Annotated in this window: 19 protein-coding genes; 15 read left to right on the forward strand and 4 right to left on the reverse strand. The window is 59.1% G+C overall.

The window, feature by feature from the left end:
- The first annotated feature begins 51 nt into the window (after positions 1-51).
- The 3 genes from rimM to EGX79_04910 are packed head-to-tail and all read left to right on the forward strand — an operon-like array spanning position 52 to position 2,092.
- A complete protein-coding gene (rimM, locus tag EGX79_04900; GenBank protein AYX81580.1) occupies positions 52-561 on the forward strand; it encodes a ribosome maturation factor RimM in 510 nt (169 codons plus the stop codon).
- A complete protein-coding gene (gene trmD / locus EGX79_04905; GenBank protein AYX81581.1) occupies positions 558-1,445 on the forward strand; it encodes a tRNA (guanosine(37)-N1)-methyltransferase TrmD in 888 nt (295 codons plus the stop codon). The genes rimM and trmD overlap by 4 nt, the downstream gene beginning before the upstream one ends.
- Entirely contained in the window at positions 1,445-2,092 is a 648-nt protein-coding gene (locus tag EGX79_04910; GenBank protein AYX81582.1) for a phosphatase PAP2 family protein, read from the forward strand. The genes trmD and EGX79_04910 overlap by 1 nt, the downstream gene beginning before the upstream one ends.
- On the opposite strand, the gene EGX79_04915 is transcribed toward EGX79_04910, so the two are convergent.
- Positions 2,052-2,741, reverse strand: coding sequence for a DUF1877 family protein (locus tag EGX79_04915; GenBank protein AYX82724.1), 690 nt, complete (start codon positions 2,739-2,741; stop codon positions 2,052-2,054). The genes EGX79_04910 and EGX79_04915 overlap by 41 nt on opposite strands.
- Between EGX79_04915 and EGX79_04920 the strand changes: the two genes are divergently transcribed.
- Positions 2,644-4,944: an RNA-binding transcriptional accessory protein gene (locus tag EGX79_04920; GenBank protein ID AYX82725.1), complete on the forward strand. Its 2,301-nt coding sequence runs from the start codon at positions 2,644-2,646 to the stop codon at positions 4,942-4,944. The two genes, EGX79_04915 and EGX79_04920, sit on opposite strands and share 98 nt — an antisense overlap.
- 38 nt (positions 4,945-4,982) lie before the next feature.
- Here the strand turns inward: EGX79_04920 and EGX79_04925 are convergent, their stop codons facing one another.
- Entirely contained in the window at positions 4,983-5,966 is a 984-nt protein-coding gene (locus EGX79_04925) for a DUF1648 domain-containing protein (protein ID AYX81583.1), read from the reverse strand.
- A gap of 341 nt (positions 5,967-6,307) precedes the next feature.
- On the opposite strand from EGX79_04925, the gene EGX79_04930 reads away from it, so the two are divergent.
- From EGX79_04930 to dprA, 8 genes are all read left to right on the forward strand, one after another.
- Entirely contained in the window at positions 6,308-7,708 is a 1,401-nt protein-coding gene (locus tag EGX79_04930) for an HNH endonuclease (protein ID AYX81584.1), read from the forward strand.
- A gap of 139 nt (positions 7,709-7,847) precedes the next feature.
- A complete protein-coding gene (locus EGX79_04935) occupies positions 7,848-8,189 on the forward strand; it encodes a 50S ribosomal protein L19 (protein AYX81585.1) in 342 nt (113 codons plus the stop codon).
- Between the two features lie 74 nt (positions 8,190-8,263).
- Positions 8,264-9,061: a signal peptidase I gene (gene lepB, locus EGX79_04940; GenBank protein ID AYX81586.1), complete on the forward strand. Its 798-nt coding sequence runs from the start codon at positions 8,264-8,266 to the stop codon at positions 9,059-9,061.
- Between the two features lie 34 nt (positions 9,062-9,095).
- Positions 9,096-9,740, forward strand: coding sequence for a ribonuclease HII (locus tag EGX79_04945; protein AYX82726.1), 645 nt, complete (start codon positions 9,096-9,098; stop codon positions 9,738-9,740).
- Between the two features lie 54 nt (positions 9,741-9,794).
- On the forward strand, positions 9,795-10,097 hold the full coding sequence (locus EGX79_04950) for a DUF2469 family protein (protein AYX81587.1): 303 nt from the start codon (positions 9,795-9,797) through the stop codon (positions 10,095-10,097).
- A 211-nt stretch (positions 10,098-10,308) separates the two neighbouring features.
- Positions 10,309-10,731, forward strand: coding sequence for a YraN family protein (locus EGX79_04955; protein AYX81588.1), 423 nt, complete (start codon positions 10,309-10,311; stop codon positions 10,729-10,731).
- Positions 10,732-12,264, forward strand: a complete 1,533-nt coding sequence (locus EGX79_04960) for an ATP-binding protein (protein ID AYX81589.1) — start codon at positions 10,732-10,734, stop codon at positions 12,262-12,264. It abuts the gene before it with no gap.
- 29 nt (positions 12,265-12,293) lie between these two features.
- On the forward strand, positions 12,294-13,430 hold the full coding sequence (dprA, locus tag EGX79_04965) for a DNA-protecting protein DprA (protein AYX81590.1): 1,137 nt from the start codon (positions 12,294-12,296) through the stop codon (positions 13,428-13,430).
- Between the two features lie 264 nt (positions 13,431-13,694).
- Here the strand turns inward: dprA and EGX79_04970 are convergent, their stop codons facing one another.
- Positions 13,695-14,873 carry an IS1249 family transposase gene (locus EGX79_04970; protein ID AYX82727.1) on the reverse strand — a complete coding sequence of 393 codons (1,179 nt, stop codon included), beginning with the start codon at positions 14,871-14,873 and terminating at the stop codon, positions 13,695-13,697.
- A gap of 184 nt (positions 14,874-15,057) precedes the next feature.
- Here EGX79_04970 and EGX79_04975 point away from each other — a divergent pair, with 184 nt between their 5' ends.
- Positions 15,058-15,972, forward strand: coding sequence for a tyrosine recombinase XerC (locus tag EGX79_04975; GenBank protein AYX81591.1), 915 nt, complete (start codon positions 15,058-15,060; stop codon positions 15,970-15,972).
- Positions 15,973-15,986: 14 nt separating this feature from the next.
- Here EGX79_04975 and EGX79_04980 read toward each other — a convergent pair whose 3' ends face one another.
- Complete coding sequence (locus EGX79_04980) at positions 15,987-16,709, reverse strand: M23 family metallopeptidase (GenBank protein AYX81592.1); 723 nt, start codon at positions 16,707-16,709, stop codon at positions 15,987-15,989.
- Positions 16,710-16,886: 177 nt separating this feature from the next.
- Between EGX79_04980 and rpsB the strand changes: the two genes are divergently transcribed.
- Both rpsB and EGX79_04990 read left to right on the forward strand, forming a co-directional pair.
- Positions 16,887-17,708 carry a 30S ribosomal protein S2 gene (rpsB, locus tag EGX79_04985; GenBank protein ID AYX81593.1) on the forward strand — a complete coding sequence of 274 codons (822 nt, stop codon included), beginning with the start codon at positions 16,887-16,889 and terminating at the stop codon, positions 17,706-17,708.
- 55 nt (positions 17,709-17,763) lie between these two features.
- On the forward strand, positions 17,764-18,591 hold the full coding sequence (locus EGX79_04990; GenBank protein ID AYX81594.1) for an elongation factor Ts: 828 nt from the start codon (positions 17,764-17,766) through the stop codon (positions 18,589-18,591).
- Positions 18,592-18,712 lie beyond the last annotated feature (121 nt).

Raw genomic sequence — 18,712 nt, forward strand, 5'->3', positions numbered from 1 at the left:
TGCTTTACGCGGGGTGTTTTACAGAGCCTTTATAAGAGAGGGAGTGTGCGCGTGTCGGTAGCTGACATGGTGCTTATTGGCCGAGTGATCAAGCCCCACGGTGTGCGCGGGGAAGTCGTCGTCGATGCGACAACGGATGACCCGGAAGGGCGTTTCGCAGTCGGGACCACGCTGTTGGGTGTACAGGCCGGCCGTGAGGAACAGCTGACTGTGAAAACGGCACGCCCGCACCAGGGGCGTTTGCTGGTTCGCTTCGAGGAGATTCCGGGCCGCAATGAGGCCGAGCGCCATCGGGGCATGCAGTTTTATGCCGAGCCCGTCTTCGAAGACGGGGACTTTTATGACTTTGAACTTGAAGGCCTGCGCGTAGTCCATAACGGCACCGATATAGGCGAGGTCACTTCTATCGTCCGCGCGCCCGCTCATCGTCTCCTTGAAGTCACGCTTGACGACGGGGCCCGGGAGGTACTCATCCCTCTGGTAGAGGACATCGTTCCGGAAGTTGACCTTGAGAATTCTACTGTCACCATCACCCCGCCGGAAGGACTGTTGGAGCTGTGAGCTTACGTCTCGATGTAGTCACAATCTTCCCGGAGTACCTCGAGCCACTGCGTCATGCGCTGCTGGGCAAGGCAATTGAGCAGGGCATTTTGAGTGTCGGCGTACACAACCTGCGCGACTGGGCGCCAGGTGTACACCAGGCTGTGGATGACTCGCCCTACGGCGGTGGCCCCGGCATGGTTATGAAGCCGGATGTCTGGGGTCCCGCCCTCGACGAGGTAGCGGCGCTGAAAGCGGAGCAGTCGCTCACGTCCGCGGTGCCACATTTGGACAATGTCCGCCATGATCAGAAATTGGGTTTGGCCGAGGAATCTTCCTATGCTGCAGCGGAAGTGCCGTCGTTAAGCGAAGAAGATTCAGCGAAGCCCCTGCTGATCGTCCCGACCCCGGCGGGCGAGCCGTTTACGCAGCAGATGGCGCAGGAGTTCTCACACGAGGAGCACATTGTGTTCGCGTGCGGGCGCTACGAGGGCATTGACCAGCGAGTTATTGATGATGCCGCTAATCGTTACCGCGTGCGTGAGGTATCTATTGGGGATTATGTGCTGATCGGCGGGGAAGTGGCGGTACTGGTGATTGCGGAGTCCGTCGTGAGGTTGATCCCGGGTGTGTTGGGCAATCGAAAAAGCCACGAGGAGGACTCTTTCTCTGACGGTCTGCTCGAAGGGCCGTCCTACACCAAGCCGCGCGAGTGGCGTGGACTGGCCGTGCCGGACGTTCTCCTCAGCGGCAATCACGCGCTGGTGGACCGTTGGCGGCGCGACCAGTCACTAATCCGCACGGCCGAACGTCGTCCCGATTTGCTTGCCGACGTCGACCTCAGCGCCCGTGACCGGGAAATAATCCAAGGAGTCATTGGGGAAGTAACCGAGGAGAACTGCTAGTGGCACGTGTTCGAATTGCGCGACCCCGGCATGTCATTGGTTGGTTAGCTGTCCTAGGTGCACTGGCGTGGTTCACTCAGACGCAGCTGGCGGGGAGCGTGGATCAGTCGTTTGCGGGCTGGGTCAGTGACCTGCATGGGGCGCGGGATGGCCGCGTCGATAGTGTGATGCTGGCTTTGAGCGAGATTATCCGGCCGATTTACATCGCGCCGGTCACGCTTGTTGCTGCGGCACTCCTGTGGTTCCGCTTCCGTGCGTGGGCGTTGCTACTGCCGGCGTCATTCGGTTCGTCGATTGCGGTGACTTATGCCATGAAGTGGTTTTTGGGCCGCGACCGACCGGGTGAGGAGTTCTCACTGGTCAACCTGCACGATGCGGCGTTTCCTTCTGCACATGTGGCAGCGGTTACTTCCAGCGGTATGGCCGCGATGCAGCTTGCCATCCCCGTATTGCGCCGTACAGCCCGCAAGTTGCTCGACTTGGCCATCATCGCGCTTATCGGCGCTGTGGCACTGTCGCGCGTGTGGGTCGGGGCACACTGGCTCACCGATGTTATCGGCGGCCTCATCGCCGGAGTTATCGGCTTAGCAGTTGCGCTGCTAGTTCTTAGGAGATGGCCACGAGCACGGCGCTACGCGCTGCCTTAGTCTCCTCGTAGAAGGCCACGAGTTCGCGGTACCGCTGTGTCGCAGTGGCTTCGTCGATAAGCGAACCATTGTCCGTGATGCGGGCGGCAAGATCGATGCTTGCCAGCGTCTGGTGCACGTCGCCGACGCGATCGGCGCGGATGACTGCAGACAGCGGCTTGCGGCAGACGCGGTCGGCGCCGAGGATGGCCTCCGCCAGCGGGTCGCCGAGTGCCTGGCCGTCGATGGGATTGCCGGTCAACGTGCGCAGCAGGGACTCCCAGTCCGTGTCGATGTCCAGGGCATCTTCGTCCGGAACGTCGACGAAGTGCTGCAGGATAATCTTCTCCGCGCCGTCGGTAACAAGCCCCGCCGTGCCGCCGTCGCTGGTCGCCGCAGGTGCTGCGACCTCAACTAACCGCGCTGCCTCCTCATCGGAAATGCGCAGGTATTCGGCACAGAGTTTCTGCTTCATGGGGCTCCTTTTCCGGTGTTTACTGCGAGCCTTCTGTGGGGCGTTCGCCAATTGGTACTTCCACGATAGTAAAGTTGCCCGGGTGATTTCATCAGTAATTGCCCGAGAACTCGCCGCCACTGGTGCGGACGTTGCCGAAAGTGCCGTCGCCGCCGCTATCAAGCTTCTCGACGAAGGCAACACCGTGCCTTTCATCGCCCGCTATCGCAAGGAAGTAACCGGCGGGCTCGATGACACACAGCTGCGTTTCATCGAGGAACGCGTCGTTTACCTGCGCGAACTAGAAGAGCGCAAGCAAACGATTCTCGCCGCCATTGAAGAGCAGGGAAAGCTTAACGACGATCTCAAGGCCGCCATCCTCGCCTGCGACACTAAGGCGCGGTTGGAGGATCTCTACCTGCCGTACAAGAAGAAGCGCAAGACCAAGGCCGATATTGCACGTGAGGCCGGGTACGAACCGCTGGTGGAGGAGCTGCTGGCCGACCCAGCCGCGGACCCCGAGACTCTGGCCACTAAGTACGGCGAGGCAGCTGGTAAGGATGCGAAGGACGCTCTGACCGGTGCCCGTGCCATCTTGGTCGATCGCTTCGCTACCGATGCTGATTTGGTTGGCTCTGTCCGTGAGCAGGTGTGGTCCTCCGGTTCCGCCGCCGCTGCCGTGGTGGAGGGCAAGGAGACTGCGGGTGCGAAGTACCGTGACTACTTCGAGCACAACGAACCTCTGGACACCATGCCTAGCCACCGCGTGTTGGCCGTGCTGCGCGGTGAGGCCGAGGGCATCCTGACGCTCAACATCGATGCGGGTGAGGATGAGACCTACGAGCACATGATCCGTGAGGCCTTTGAGCTTCCCGACGGCGGTACCTCCAAGTGGATTGACCAGGCCGTTCGTTTCGGTTGGCGCACCAAGTTGGAGGTGTCCGCTGCCCTCGATGCCCGCACTCGACTGAAGGAGCGCGCCGAGGCCGAAGCCGTGGATGTCTTCGCCCGTAACCTGCGTGACCTGCTGCTGGCCGCACCGGCTGGCCAGCGCGCCACTCTCGGCCTGGACCCGGGATACCGCAATGGTGTTAAGTGCGCCGTTGTCGACTCCACTGGCAAGGTGCTCGACACTGCCATCGTCTACCCGCACCAGCCGCGCAATGACTGGTCCGGCGCCAAGGAGCAACTGGCCACTCTCTGCGCCACGCACCGCGTGGAGCTCATGGCCATCGGCAACGGCACCGCTTCCCGCGAGACCGAAACCCTGGCCCGCGAAATCGCTGACCTGATAGCTCAGGCCGGTGGCAAGAAGCCGACCCCTGTGGTGGTTTCTGAGGCCGGTGCTTCCGTCTACTCCGCATCGTCCCTGGCAGCAGCTGAGTTCCCGGACATGGATGTATCTCTCCGCGGTGCCGTATCGATTGCCCGCCGCCTGCAGGACCCGCTTGCTGAGCTCGTCAAAATCGATCCGAAGTCCATCGGTGTCGGCCAGTACCAGCACGACGTTTCCCAGACCAAGCTCGAGCACTCTCTCGATGCCGTGGTCGAGGATGCCGTCAACGCTGTCGGCGTGGAGGTCAACACCGCCTCTGCGCCGCTGCTCGGTCGCGTTGCTGGCGTGTCCTCGACTGTTGCGGACAACATCGTCGCTTACCGAGACGAAAACGGCGCTTTCACCTCCCGCAAGGAGCTGCTGAAGGTTCCGCGTCTTGGCCCGAAGGCCTTCGAGCAGTGCGCCGGCTTCCTTCGCATCCACGGCGCTAACAACCCGCTGGATGCCTCCGCCGTGCACCCGGAGTCCTACCGCGTCGTCGATGCCATCGCCGCTTCGACCGGCGTTAGTGTCCAGGAGCTCATCGGCAACTCCCGTGTCCTGTCCAAGGTGCGTGCTGCAGACTTCGTCGACGAGTCCGCAGGTATCGGCCTGCCCACCGTCCAGGACATCTTGACCGAGCTGGACAAGCCCGGCCGCGATCCGCGTCCCGAGTTCGTCACCGCCACCTTCAAGGAAGGCGTGGAGAAGGTCTCCGATCTTCAGCCCGGCATGATTCTCGAGGGCACCGTCACCAACGTCGCGGCCTTCGGCGCCTTCGTCGACGTCGGAGTCCACCAGGACGGCCTCGTCCACGTCTCCAACATGGCCCGCGGTTTCGTCTCCGACCCGCACGAGGTCGTCCGCTCGGGCGAGGTGGTCAAGGTGAAGGTTCTCGACGTTGACGTCGAACGCAACCGCATCGGTCTATCGCTCAGGCTTGACGACGACGCCTCGGATGCCAAGCCAAAGCGTGACGGCGGTCGCGGAGAAGGCCGTGGAGGCGGCCGAAAGCGTGGTTCCCAGAATAAGAAGCGCGGTGGAGCCAACCGCGGTGGAGGCGGCGGTTCCATGGCTGACGCGCTGCGCAGGGCAGGCTTTTAGCTCCTGATCTGTTAGCGCTTGATTTATTAGCGCATAGCCTATTGGCGCATAGCGTCGATGCGGCTGTTGATCTCACCCGCGACAGCCGCAGCCATTCCATCCGGTACGACGATGGTGTAATCGGACCCCGAGGTCTCAATCTTGACTGCCTCGCCTGACCGTGCCGCCACGGTGATGCGGCCATCATTGCCAAGTCGAAGCCCAATACCGCCACCGTCGGCCCAGTTATAAGTGGCCGGCTTCGCATATTTGATGGTTCGAAGCTCAATGGGGTGTTTCATCTTCAGCGGTCCACAGCCGTTAAAAACGGTAATGGAATCTGTCTTCGGGTCCGTGTCTAGTGTCATGCCGGTTTCATATGCGATGAGGAATAGCGGCGTGCACAGCAGAAAAACAATGCCGAGGCTTGGCAGGAACACTGCGAGCGCTACAGACACCACGCACCAGACTGCGAGGGTGACCTTGACCCCCTTAGAGATGGCCACACTGACATCGATGGGAGTCGGGGCTCCTTCTCGATGGGGCAACTGTGGCGATGTCGGCTCGGTGACCGTGGCGTCGGTAAGCGAGGAGTAGTCCTTGAGGCGGCGCGTCACGAGCAGGGCCGCTACTAGGCCGATGATGACGCCGGCTATTGCATAGATCCAGCCGATTCGGGCGGTCGTAGGGTCCGTCGTGCCGATCTGCGGGATGATAATCGCGAATTCAATGCCGATTAAGAAGCCGCAGAGGGCGAGGTTGGTTATTGCAATTGGCTTGCGCACGACAAGCGGCGTGCTGGTCTTTGCACCGAGCCAACCGATCTGCGCACATGCGATGACGATGATGGCCATAATCAATGTGCTTTGAATTGGCGGCATGAAACCGTTGGGAGTGCCGCTACCGCTCCAATGCGTTGCTAACTGCTCCGGTAGTCGGTCGGAAATGGCAATTACCCACAGAAGCTGTGCAATCGCCAGAACGCACGGGGCGATGATTGTTCCTCGAACAATCCAGGGGTCAAAGCGTGGAATCTGCTGCATGGAGACAATCTAGCAGTTGGGGGGGGGCTTTGTAGCAACGGTCGGCAGCGGTCGTTATTGGAGTGCTGTATCAGCGTGACGTTGTAGCGAGCGGTTGTAGCGTGCCGTCTTAGTGTGCGCGGAGTTTCGCCAGAAGATGCACCTCGTGACATTTGATAACACGCTCAACAATTCACTCGAATGTACAAGCGAAAAAGTTTTATTAAAGGGGTTGCGCAATCGAATGGGTGTGCTAAAATGGAGGCATCAAGAACAAAGTGCTTGAGCTTCTCTTCTTGGCGTTGGGCTAGTGGTATTCACTGGTTATCGACACTGAGCGGGGTTGGGGCTTTGGGGGAACAATGTCTGAAAAAGATAGTCCGGCCAAACAACCGTCCGATGTTTACCAAGCGGCTCTGCTGCCTGAAGCGCCGCAGTTTTTCCACGAGTCATCCACGAACCAGTTGGCGGTGGCGGGTATCCAACGCAATCGCCTGGAACTGGGTATAGCTTGCGGTTGCACGCCGAAGTCGCTTGAGATTGATGTGGATGCATACATTGCTGAAATCGCACCCGAGTTGGGTATTTCCCGCGGTAAGGCGCTCGAGTATGTAGAGGTCGGCATTCAGTTAGCGCGTATGCCCCGGCTGGGTGCCTTTATTAAAGCTCGAGCTCATTTGCCCTTTGCGCATCTGATCACCATTGCTCGCGCGACAGCGCCGCTCCACGATCCAGAGGTGCGTGCAGCTGTTGAAGAAGAAATTGCCCGCTTTGTCATTCCCCGAAAGCATGGCGAGGCACTCCGGGGAGTTCGCAGCCTACATAAATTCCTGCAACGGGTTATCGAAGAAATTGAACCTCAGCTTCGCCCCAAAAACCTTCCGGGTGATGTCGATCCGCTGCTTCCTGCAGGAGAACGCGAAATAGTAGGAGAGAGTATCGGTTTTGAAGAGAGCGACAACTTCGCGGAAGTTTTTATGGAGCTGGAAAAGACCCGCGCTCTCGAATTCAAAACCACCCTCGAGTCCATCTCCAGCTCAGCTGGCTGCACTCGAGTCGAAGCTTTGACACACCTCATCCGCGGCACCGCCGAGGCAAAAATCGTACTCAACCTATACTGTCCTGCCACAGAGGAGCGTCCCCGCACCGCCTGGCTTGGCGGCGTTGGCTGGATCTCGCAGTTAGCTACGCAGGCGTGGATTGATAAGGTCACGCATATTCGTATGCTTGCCGACGAAACCGCGGAGGGCTACGCCCCAACCGAAAGTCAGAGAGCCTTCGTTAAAGGTCGGGACGGAACGTGTCGCTTTCCGGGGTGTGATGTACCCGCGGAGCTCTGCGACATTGACCATATTGAGCCGTACGACAAAGAGCACCCAGAGGAGGGCGGGGCAACAGAAACGCCGAACCTCCACTGCCTCTGCCGCCGGCACCACAACATGAAAACAGCTGGTCTGTGGAATGTTGCACGTGATCGGGATGGGGTGGAACTGTGGACGTCGTCAAGCACGGGCAAAAAGGCGGTGAGCCTGGAAGATGGGCCGCTCGCCGGGCACGGACGCTACACCTTTGACAAACGGGGACTGCGAATGGCGCAGGCACTGGCAGAATATAACGAGTATCGCCAGGAGTTGATAGAGCAATCACGGAAGCTGGTCGAAGAAGCGCGCAGGGGAGAAGACGCCGATACTCTTAAACCGCAAGACCCCCAGGACCCACAAGACCCGCAAGACCCGCCGAACATGGAAGAGTTTGGTTTCTGACCAGGGGGTGTGTAATAATTTCCAGGTTGTCTTTATAGGCAGCTTTACCTGTTTCGGGCATGAACCGGCCGAGCGTCCCTCTGTGGGAAAGCGCCGCCAGGGTCCTCTGTCTATGCAAAAAGTAAAGGAATAAGTTTCCATGAACATTCTTGACAAGGTTGATGCAGCATACCTGCGCGACGACATTCCGGAGTTCCGCGCTGGTGACACCGTCGAGGTCGACGTAAAGATTGTCGAGGGTAAGACCGAGCGTATTCAGGTCTTCAAGGGCGTCGTTATCCGTCGTCAGGGCGGCGGCGTCCGCGAGACCTTCACCGTCCGCAAGGTATCCTTCGGTATCGCTGTTGAGCGTACCTTCCCGGTGCACTCCCCGAACATCGACGAGATTCGCGTTGTCTTCAAGGGCGACGTTCGCCGTGCGAAGCTGTACTACCTGCGCAACCTGCGCGGTAAGGCTGCACGCATCAAGGAGCGCCGCTAGTCTTTTGGCGCAAAATAATCCCCATCGAGTGTTGAGCTCGGTGGGGATTTTTCTATCGCGTATAGTCTTTTCCCATGACCGACGACGATTCTCGCGAACAGACTGACGGCCAAAAAGAAGACCGTACTGAAGGCTTGAAAGGCTTCCGGAAACTTGACGAGGAGCCTGAAAAGCACACTCCGTGGTACATCGAGATTCCAATCATTATCGTGATTGCCCTGCTCATCAGTGCCGGTGTGCAGTCCTTTATCGGCCGCGTCTACGTGATTCCATCCGAGTCGATGCAGCCGACGCTCAACGGATGTGTCGGGTGCACCGGTGACCGCATTTGGGTGGATAAGGTTTCCTACCAGTTCTCAGATCCCAAGCCCGGCGATGTTGTCGTCTTTAATGGCCCGGAGTCCTGGAATAGTAACTACGTGTCACAGCGTTCAACCAACCCAGTGGCGAACTCGCTGCAGACGGTTGGTTCCTGGATTGGCCTTGTCGCCCCGGATGAAAATGCGTTGGTCAAGCGTGTGATTGCCACGGGTGGGCAGACTGTGCAGTGTCGCCCAGGAGATCCCGGCATCATGGTTGACGGCAAGATGACAGACCAGGATTTCATTAAAACTCCGGCAGACAAGCCGGTGGTGGATAATCTTGGCTCAGAGCAGTGTGGTGGCCCGTACTTCGGGCCGGTAACAGTGCCGGAGGGGCATCTGTGGGTCATGGGTGATAACCGCACCAACTCTGCGGACTCTCGCTATCACATGGGCGACGAGCTGCAGGGTACTGTGCCGCTGGATAACGTCGTCGGCAAGGTGCAGGCAATCATCCTGCCGTTTAACCGCATCGGTGGCGTCGATGATCCGGACATCCAGCACAACTAGTCAGCACAGTCTGCTCACGCCGCCGGCGCCGAAACTGCGGAGGCTGAAGCAGTCGCGCACGATAGAGGTCGCGCTGGCAAAGCGTGGCTTTGGGCCTGTAGCTGGGGTCGACGAGGCTGGCCGTGGCGCCTGTGCAGGCCCGATAGTCATCGCCGCCTGCTGCCTTCCCGAACGCCCTATCGCAGAGCTGGATAAGCTCACCGATTCTAAAAAGCTCACGCCGGCCGCACGCGAACGGCTCTTTCCGCTCATCCAACGCTTCGCCACCTCTTTTTGCGTGACGACGATTCCCGCGTCCTACATCGACCAATTCGGCATTCAGGACGCGAATGTCACTGGAATGCGCCGCGCGGTAGCCGGTTTGGGGAAGCGCCCTGGCTATGTGCTTACCGACGCACTCAAAGTGTCTGGCTTCACGGCACCCTATTTGCCCGTGATTGGTGGTGATTCCGCTTGCCGATGTATTGCTGCTGCGAGTGTCTTAGCCAAAGTCACCCGCGACCGCATTATGGTTGACCTATCGGAGAAGTATCCGGACTATGGTCTGACGGGGCATAAGGGCTACGGCACGGCATCGCATATGGAAGCGATTTCACGCCATGGCGCAACCCCGGAGCATCGGTGGTCATACCGCAATGTGCGCTTGGCACACGCGGAGTATCTTGAGCACCCCGAATAGACCAACATGTACAAAAAGAGCAACATGTAAACACTCGAAGGAGCCGTCGCGGTCGTGAGCGCAGAAGATCTAGAAAACTACGAGGCCGACGTTGAACTATCCCTGTACAAGGAGTTCCGCGATGTCGTTAGTCAGTTTTCGTACGTTGTTGAGACGGAGCGCAGGTTCTACCTTGCTAATGCTGTGGAGCTGATTCCGCACAACAGCGAAAACGAGGTCTATTTCGAGCTGCGGATGTCGGATGCGTGGGTGTGGGATGTCCATCGCCCGGCTCGGTTTGTCCGCTACGTGCGCGTTATCACTTTCAAGGATGTCAATATCGAGGAACTGGATAAGCCGGACTTGCGACTGCCGTAGGTTATCGTCGCCTGTCATCACTTGTTATGGCTAGCTGCTAACAGTTATCCACAGTCGAAAAATTATCCACAGTTAGGGCCCTCTGAGCATTTATCGGAGGGCCTTTGTCATGCCCGCTGTGCAAGAGTGTTTCCGAACCGCCAAGGCGGCAAAAGTCTAGGCAGTAAACCGCCAAGGCACAATTCAACGGGGAACCAGGGGGACCGGGGCTATGACACAGAGCTTTGAAGAACTAACCACGAGACAGCTCGGCGCGTTTGGGGAGGATTTCGTCGCCGAGATGTTGGAGGATCAGGGGTGGGAAGTTATTGCTCGGAATGAGCGGGTGGGGCGCTATGAGCTCGATCTTATTGCTGAAGATGTTGACGGCAGGCTGCATTTTGTGGAGGTAAAAACGCGGCGCAGCTCGCGAAGTAGTCAGTTTGGGGACGGCAGAGAGTCCATCACAGCAGCCAAGCTTCGTCATTTGCGCAAGGCGGCGGCACAGTGGCTGTCAGAGAGTTCTACCAACTGGTTAGAGTCCGTAGTTATCGACTGCGCAGAAGTCACAGTGTCCAGCCCTTCGTCCGGTCCTCCAGTCGTTGCAGTTACGTACATTCCCGCAATCAGCGACGCGATCATGTGGGACTGCTAGATGACTGTCGGTACAGCTCTTGCAGTCAGCCTCAGCGGCATTGAAGGAACTATTGTGCAGGTGGAAGCCGATGTTGGGCGTGGCTTGCCAGGAATGTATATCGGTGGGCTCGGCGATGCCGCCGTCGGAGAAGCCAAACATCGCGTGCGCACGGCGGTTGCTAACTCGCAGTTGCCCTGGCCGAAGACAAAGGTCGTGGTGAGTCTGTCTCCGGCGCATATCCGCAAGCACGGCACTAGCTTTGACCTCGCCATCGTCTGCGCCATCCTTATCGCAACCAGCGATGACATGGAGGCCCGAGGTCGTCTCCGCCACACGGTTCTCATTGGCGAACTTGGGCTCGACGGTTCCATTCGACCGGTGCGTGGAGTGCTGCCGCAAGTTCTTGCCGCCCGCGAGGCCGGTGCCCGTTGGGTTGTCGTCCCCGCCGCCAACGCCGCCGAGGCCGCGCTCGTCGACGGCATCGCAGTCTGCACCGCAGCCGACCTCACACAGCTATGGGGCTGGGTACTCACCGGCTCAGGTTTGACGACCGCGCTTAACGACGACCCCAGCGAACAAGCCTTCTCGGTAGACCTGGCCGATGTCGATGGCCAACCTGAGGCCCGCTTCGCCCTCGAGGTAGCCGCAGCAGGTGGGCACAATCTGTTCATGCAGGGTTCTCCGGGAACTGGGAAGTCCATGCTCGCTGAGCGCTTGCCCACAATTCTGCCGCCATTGCAGAAGTGGCAGCAGCTGGAGGTCACCGCGCTGCATTCGGTGGCCGGAGCGCTCGATACTGCGGACACTCTTATTCAACATCCGCCGTTTGTGGCTCCACATCACAGCGCGACTGTGGCAGCGTTAGTCGGCGGCGGTGCTGTGCCCAAGCCCGGCGCGATTAGCCTTGCCCACCATGGGGTGCTGTTCTTGGACGAAATCACCCTCATGCGCCCGGCGGTATTGGATGCGTTGCGGATGCCGATGGAAAACGGGGTGGTCGTCCACCTGCGTACGCACCATCGAGTGACTTTTCCGGCGAGAACACAACTAGTCATGGCGACCAATCCCTGTCGGTGTGGGGCGGCGTATGCCAGCGAATGCACCTGTTCTAGTACCGAGCGAGCCAAGCATGGTCGCGCATTATCGGGCCCGCTACGCGATCGCATGGATCTCAACGTCACGCTCAGTCCTGCCGGGGCCAAGCTGGGAATTAAAAACAAAGCACACAATGAGCCCTCCGCGGCCGTTCGCGATCGGGTACAGGCCGCACGTGACCGTGCCCGCCATAGGTGGCAGGCCCTGGGGCTTGCCGACGAAGCAGCCGTCACCAACGCGAGTGTGCCACGCTCGCTTCTCCGTCGTCACGCGGGCTTAGACGAAGAAGCGATGGCGTTATTGGACTTCCAGTTGAGGAACGGAGAGATTACCCAGCGGGGAGTGGACAAAGTAATCGCAGTGGCGTGGACGCTCGCAGATCTCGGGGGAGTAGACGCGTTTACCTTCGAGCACGTGCAACGCGCCTGCCAGCTGCATGACCGCGAGGGCGGCTAATACAACCGAACCATTATCAAGGGGGAGAAATGGACGAAATTCACGCGTGGGCTTACCTGAATCGTGTGGTAGAGGCGACGCATCCGCAGATTGTGCGGCTCGTGACGGAGTTTGGGCCGGTAGAGGTAGCAGAGAGGATCAAGGCTCGCGCCGGGCTGCCGGAAGGTCTGCTCAATACGACGCAGGCACGGGCAGACGTTGACCAGAGCGGCCACGATTTGGAGCTGGCGGCAGCGATGGGGTGGCGTCTTATTTATCCGGGGCACCCAGAGTGGCCGGGGGAGCTGCTGTCCTGCTTTACGACGCTCGAAGTCCGTGACCGCGCCGATGCACCACCACTTGCGCTGTGGGTGCGTGGCCGTGACTTGCGGGACGTGGTCAGTGAAGCGGTGGCGATTGTCGGAACGCGGATGGCCAGCAGCTACGGGACACAAGTGGCGGCCCAATTCGCGGGGCAGTTCGCGAATGCGGGGGTTAGTGTCATCAGTGGTGGTGCGTTGGGTATTGATGCCGCGGCGCATCGAGCTGCGCTCGACGCTGGCGGCACTACGGTTGTGGTCGGAGCCGGTGGTGTAGGGGTTGACTATCCGCGGGCGCATGCAGAGCTCTTCGACCGGATTGCAGAGCGGGGTGCGCTGATTACGGAGTATCCACCGGGGGTGCGACCAGCACGGCATCGGTTTTTGACTAGGAATCGGCTGGTAGCGGCCCTATCGCGAGCAACCACAATCGTCGAGGCGGGCTGGCGTTCAGGGGCGCGCAACACAGCGCACTGGGCAGTGAGGCTAAACAAGCCCTTGGGAGCAGTGCCGGGACCGGTGACGCTGCAAACTACCTCTGGCTGTCATGACCTAATCCGCAGTGGCGAGGCTGTCCTGGTGTGTAGTGCCGATAATGTGCGGTCGCTGTATCGGTCAGTTGGCACAGTGAATGAGGATGCTCAGCTTGAATTGTTGTGGGAAAAGTCGGCGGTGCAGAAGCTTTCTCGAAACGAGCTCGCTGTCTACGACTCTCTGAATTCTGCGGAGCCAACGCCGGTGGGAGAAGTCGCAGCGCAGGCGGGATTGGCCGTGGCGCTTACGACACATTTGTTGCTGGAGCTGCAGGGACGGGGGCTGACCAGTCGGGTGGAGGGTGGGTGGTTGCGCCAGGAACAGAAGCGTTAGTGAGGCGCTAATAAAGCCTTCTGCAGAGAATCTCGAAAAAATCTTGAATTAGGTATTGCAATTCTCTGTACGCTCAGTAATATAGGCAAGGCAAGCCTAAGTAACTGTTACGGAAACGGGCTTGTGACATGGGTGAGGCAATAGGGCAGTGGCTCTGGCGAAAGTCGGAGTCACTGCCTTTTTCCGCTGTCTGGTGAGGTCTCGCGGTGTGCATCTAGGGTTAAACGACAAAATGTGTGTCTGGCTCGGCGTGTCGCGCGGGGGTTAGATTTGGCCTTTCTGGATGCCGATTGAGTGGGTGTAGTCGGTGTCGATAGCGTTGTCGTAGAGGGCTGGTCGTCCTGTTTCGTGGTCGGCTTGGTTCTCGTGTTGGGTCAGGGTGGAAACTTTGGCGAGTTGGTCCTGGCCCCAGTTGGACTGCCTGGCGATTCGTGCTGGATCGTCGGGCAGTTCGGTTTTTAAGTAGAGCCACCAATCCAGCATTCGGCGTTGTCGTTCGCCTGATCTGCCGCGGTGTGTTCTGGCAAGTAGTTTGATCTGGGAGTTGATGCCGCCTTCAAGGCTGTTGGTGGTGGATTTAATCCGGTTTTTCTCCAGCACACCTTCTGGTGGGGTGAGGTAGACAAACAGCAGTTCGGAGCGCCAGAGGTGGTTGAGGCTGTTGTAGGCCTTGCGCACGTTGTGATGTGTCCACGTGCGGGTCCATGTACCTGTTTTAGGGTCTTTGACCGTGGTTTTCTCGTCCATCCAGGAACGGTAGATCGTGGAGAATTCGTGCAGTTGTGCACCCCATGCTGCTGCTTGGTCCAGGGTGGTGATCCGGGTCAGTTTCAGCGCCAGTCGGTAGATGGTGCGCCCGGCATCAGTCCGGGGCCGTGAGGTGGTGTAGCGGCGTACAACGCGTTGGGCGTGGACGAGGCAACGCTGGATTTTCGTGGTGGGCCAGCACTTTTTGATCGCGCTAAACGCTCCCTGGCCGCCATCGATAACGGCGATAAGTGGGGCTTCGATGCGCTCGAGAAGTCGTTGGTAGTCGCGCGTGGTTTCGTGTTTGCACCAGTGCCAGGCGATGACATGGTCGATAGTTGCGGCAATGATCAAACAGCCGCCGGCGGTATATGTGCCGTCTAGAAACACCTGGTCGTAAACCCGCCCGATATGTCCGATGGTGGGATCTGGTACGTCAACGAGCCAGAAGGGTTCGAAGCGGCGTTGCAGTGTGCGCGGTGAGCATCCCACACGACTGGCAACGGTATCGAGGCTGGCGCCAGTGGTCAGGTGGTCAATGAAGGCGGCAAAAACCGTGGAATTGGTGATGTCGCTGCGGCGCTTCACACTCGACGCGCCGCAGTGTTTGCATCGCCACCTCGTAGTTCCTTTGCTGGTAGTGCCGTTGCGTTTCATCTCATCGCCGCAGTGGCAGCGTGGTTGGTTCTTTGACATTGCGACACCACACCACGCCGCGTGTAGCACATCACTGCTGCCACACCGCGGATTTACCGTCCCGGAGCCAAATATATGCTCCCGGAGCATATATTTCTCTGAAACCTAGAGGTCAACCACTACAAATCACCGAATCCAGACACACTTTCTGTCGTTTAACCCTGCATCTACTAAGGTCAGAACCGTGAAGCGCGCAACCAATAACGACGACAGGACTGAGCCGGATCTCGGGTTATCCGCCAATATTGAGGCCGTGCTCATGGATTTTCTCGATGAGCTGACTTATTCCCGCAGACTCTCTGACGCAACCGTCCGTGCCTATCGAGCCGATCTCATCCCCCTCCTCGCCGGCCTGGACCACATCAGTGAACTCTCCACCCCTGTCATCCGTGCGCACCTCGGCGCGAAGCATGCGGAGGGTGCTGCGCGGTCATCGCTGGCTCGCTTAACGACGTCCATTCGCCAGTTCTGTAGTTGGCTCGTAGCTCGGCAAATTCTCGATGCTGATCCGTCGCTGCGGCTGTCAACGCCGAAGAAACATCAGCATCTTCCGGAAGTGCTCTCGCCGGAGAGGGTTGAGGAGGCAATCGAGAAAGTCTCCTCCGAGGACAGCGCAGTTGCGGCTCGCGACTTGGCCATTGTGGAACTGTTGTATGCCACTGGGATGCGTGTAGAGGAGCTGTGCAAGGCCGACGTCTCTGATGTGGACTTTTCCCGCCACATCATCTCGGTAGTGGGTAAGGGGAACAAGCAGCGCATCGTGCCCTTCGGTGTACCAGCGGAGGCGGCACTCAAAGGCTGGCTCCAGGTGCGTGGAAGCTTTCATGCTTCCGCACAGGCCGAACATGCGCTTTTTCTCGGTGTGCGTGGAGGTAGATTGAATCCTCGTCAGGCGCGCCGAGTGATTCATAAATGGGCTGATGTTTCACCGCATTCGCTCCGGCACTCTGCGGCCACAGCCATGGTGGAAGGTGGCGCTGACTTGCGTGTGGTGCAGGAGATGCTCGGTCATTCGAGTCTGGCGACCACGCAGATTTATACCCACGTCTCAGCGGACCGCCTCCGTGAAGTACACAAGCGGGCACATCCGCGCGCTTAATCGCGCAGGGTTGTTTAATTGCGTACAGGCTTGAGCACGATTGGTCTCCGCTGTATCAAATCCAGTGGGTTGAGATAGTCTTTGCCGCGCAGTGCGCCCCAATGCAGGCCCGGTTCGGGATGTTTGGCGTTGACCACAAGATGACCAATCACCTGGCCAGCGGCCACGTGGTCTCCCTTTTCTAACGCGGTATCTATGGGCTGATAGGTTGTGCGGATGCCATCGGCGTGCATGATTGACACGGACGTCATTCCGGCGATTGAACCGGCGAAATGCACCACACCGGGAGCTGAGGCGCGGATTGGCTGACCCGGGGAGGCGTTCAGGTCTACTCCGCGATGTCCAGGCTGCCAGCGTTTTTCCGGTGGGGCGTAGTCGCGTAGAACTTTGCCGTGCACAGGGAAGGTATGTGCAATAGCGGATATTGGCTCGCCGGTAGCTGCAGGTGGGCTTGGGGGTGTTGTTAGCGCGACAGCGAGCACGAATAGCGCTAATGTGCGCATTAGCGAGCGCCTGAAACTCTGCTTGGTTGTCATGCGCGATAGTGTGGCGGACGCTACACCCGTCGACAAGCGGCAGTGCATTGCAAACGGTTCTAGCTGTGGATGACTTTTTGTCCTGTGGATAGCAGGGCGTGTCAGATATTGCGACCTGCGCGATGTATCAGATAAGATGACGCTCGCGGTGTCTGCCTTAATCGGGCGGTCATTAGCACAAAGACTACGCGCGCGACCCATTCCGGCTGGTTCACGGGTGCTCGGCAAGAATATCTGTCGGGTGTGAGGCAGCGGGGGAGCGCTAGGGCACAGGGAAAGCCTGTGCGTGAACTGTAACCACCTATATCGGATAAGAAAGGAAGGGAAGCAGCCGCAGCCCTAGTCAGGCTGGACGTGAGGATCTTCCCTGAATATGACATGGCTGTTGTATCCATGCGAGAACTGCTCGATGCAGGTGTCCACTTCGGTCACCAGACCCGTCGTTGGAACCCGAAGATGAAGCGTTTCATCTTCACCGAGCGCAATGGCATCTACATCATCGACCTGCAGCAGACCCTGACCTACATCGACGAGGCTTTCGAGTTCGTCAAGGAGACTGTCGCTCACGGTGGCAACATCCTGTTCGTCGGTACCAAGAAGCAGGCTCAGGAAGCCGTTCAGAACGAGGCAGAGCGCGTTGACATGCCATACGTCAACCACCGCTGGCTCGGCGGTATGCTGACCAACTTCGCCACCGTTTCCAAGCGCCTGGCTCGCCTGAAGGAGCTTCAGGCAATGGACGCTGCTGAGAACGGCTACGAGGGTCGCGGCAAGAAGGAAATCCTGATGCTGACCCGTGAGCGCACCAAGCTGGAGCGCACCCTGGGCGGCATTCGCGACATGTCCAAGGTTCCGTCCGCACTGTGGATTGTTGACACCAACAAGGAGCACATCGCTGTCGCCGAGGCTAAGAAGCTGGGCATTCCGGTTGTTGCCATCCTGGACACCAACTGCGACCCGGATGACGTTGACTTCCCGATCCCGGGCAACGACGACGCAATCCGCGCTGCTTCCGTGCTGACCCGCATCATCTCCACCGCTGTTGAAGAGGGCCGCAAGGCTCGCGCTGAGCGCGAGGCCAACGCTGCTCGCGAGGCAGCAGGCGACGCTCCGATCGAGTCCGCCGCTGAGAACACCGACCAGGCTGCAGAGATGGACGCCGAGGGCTCCACTGCAACTGAGACGGCATCCGCTGAGTAAAGCTGAACTTTCTAACCACCACAAGTTCTAACCACCACAAGGAGGAACGCCCAGCATGGCGAATTTCACTGCTGCTGACGTCAAGAAGCTCCGTGAGCTGACCGGCTCCGGCATGAAGGCTTGTAAGGACGCACTCGTCGAGACCGACGGAGATTTCGACAAGGCTGTCGAGATCCTGCGTATTAAGGGCGCAAAGGACGTCGGCAAGCGTGCAGAGCGCACCGCCGCCGAGGGCCTGATCGCTGTTTCTGGTAACACCATGGTCGAGGTCAACTCCGAGACCGACTTCGTTGCCAAGAACCAGGAGTTCATTGACTTCGCCAACAAGGTCGCCGACGCTGCCGCAGCAGTCAAGGCAAACTCCCCGGAAGAGCTCGCAGCAGCTGACCTCGACGGTCAGACCGCAGCTGACGCTACCCAGGAGCTCTCCGCAAAGATCGGTGAGAAGCTGGAGCTGCGTCGCGCCGCTACTCTCGAGGGCGACAACATCGCTGTCTACCTGCACCGCCGTGCAGCAGACCTGCCGGCAGCTGTCGGTGTTCTGGTTGCTTACACCGGTGAGGGCGAGGGCGCTGCAGAGACTGCTCACGCAGCAGCTATGCAGGTTGCTGCTCTGAAGGCTCAGTACCTGTCCCGCGAGGATGTCCCGGCCGACCGCGTCGAGGCAGAGCGCGCTGTCTACGAGAAGATCACCCGCGAAGAGGGCAAGCCGGAGCAGGCTATCGCCAAGATTGTCGAGGGTCGTCTGAACGGCTTCTACAAGGACGTTGTTCTGCTGGAGCAGCCGTCTGTCGCCGACAGCAAGAAGACCGTTAAGCAGCTCATGGAAGAGGCTGGCGTTACCCTGACCGGTTTCGTTCGCTTCGAGGTTGGCCAGCACTAATTCCCTGTAATTTGTGCATAAGCCTCTAGCTGTGAGCTAGTTTAAATGCCCCGCTCGGGAACCCGGGCGGGGCATTTTGCTGTCCTGTAGCCGATAATGCGGAGCGTCAAGTGCGCCTTGC

Origin of the sequence: Corynebacterium jeikeium (genome assembly GCA_003955985.1) — a bacterium.
Taxonomy (GTDB): Bacteria; Actinomycetota; Actinomycetes; order Mycobacteriales; family Mycobacteriaceae; genus Corynebacterium; species Corynebacterium jeikeium_D.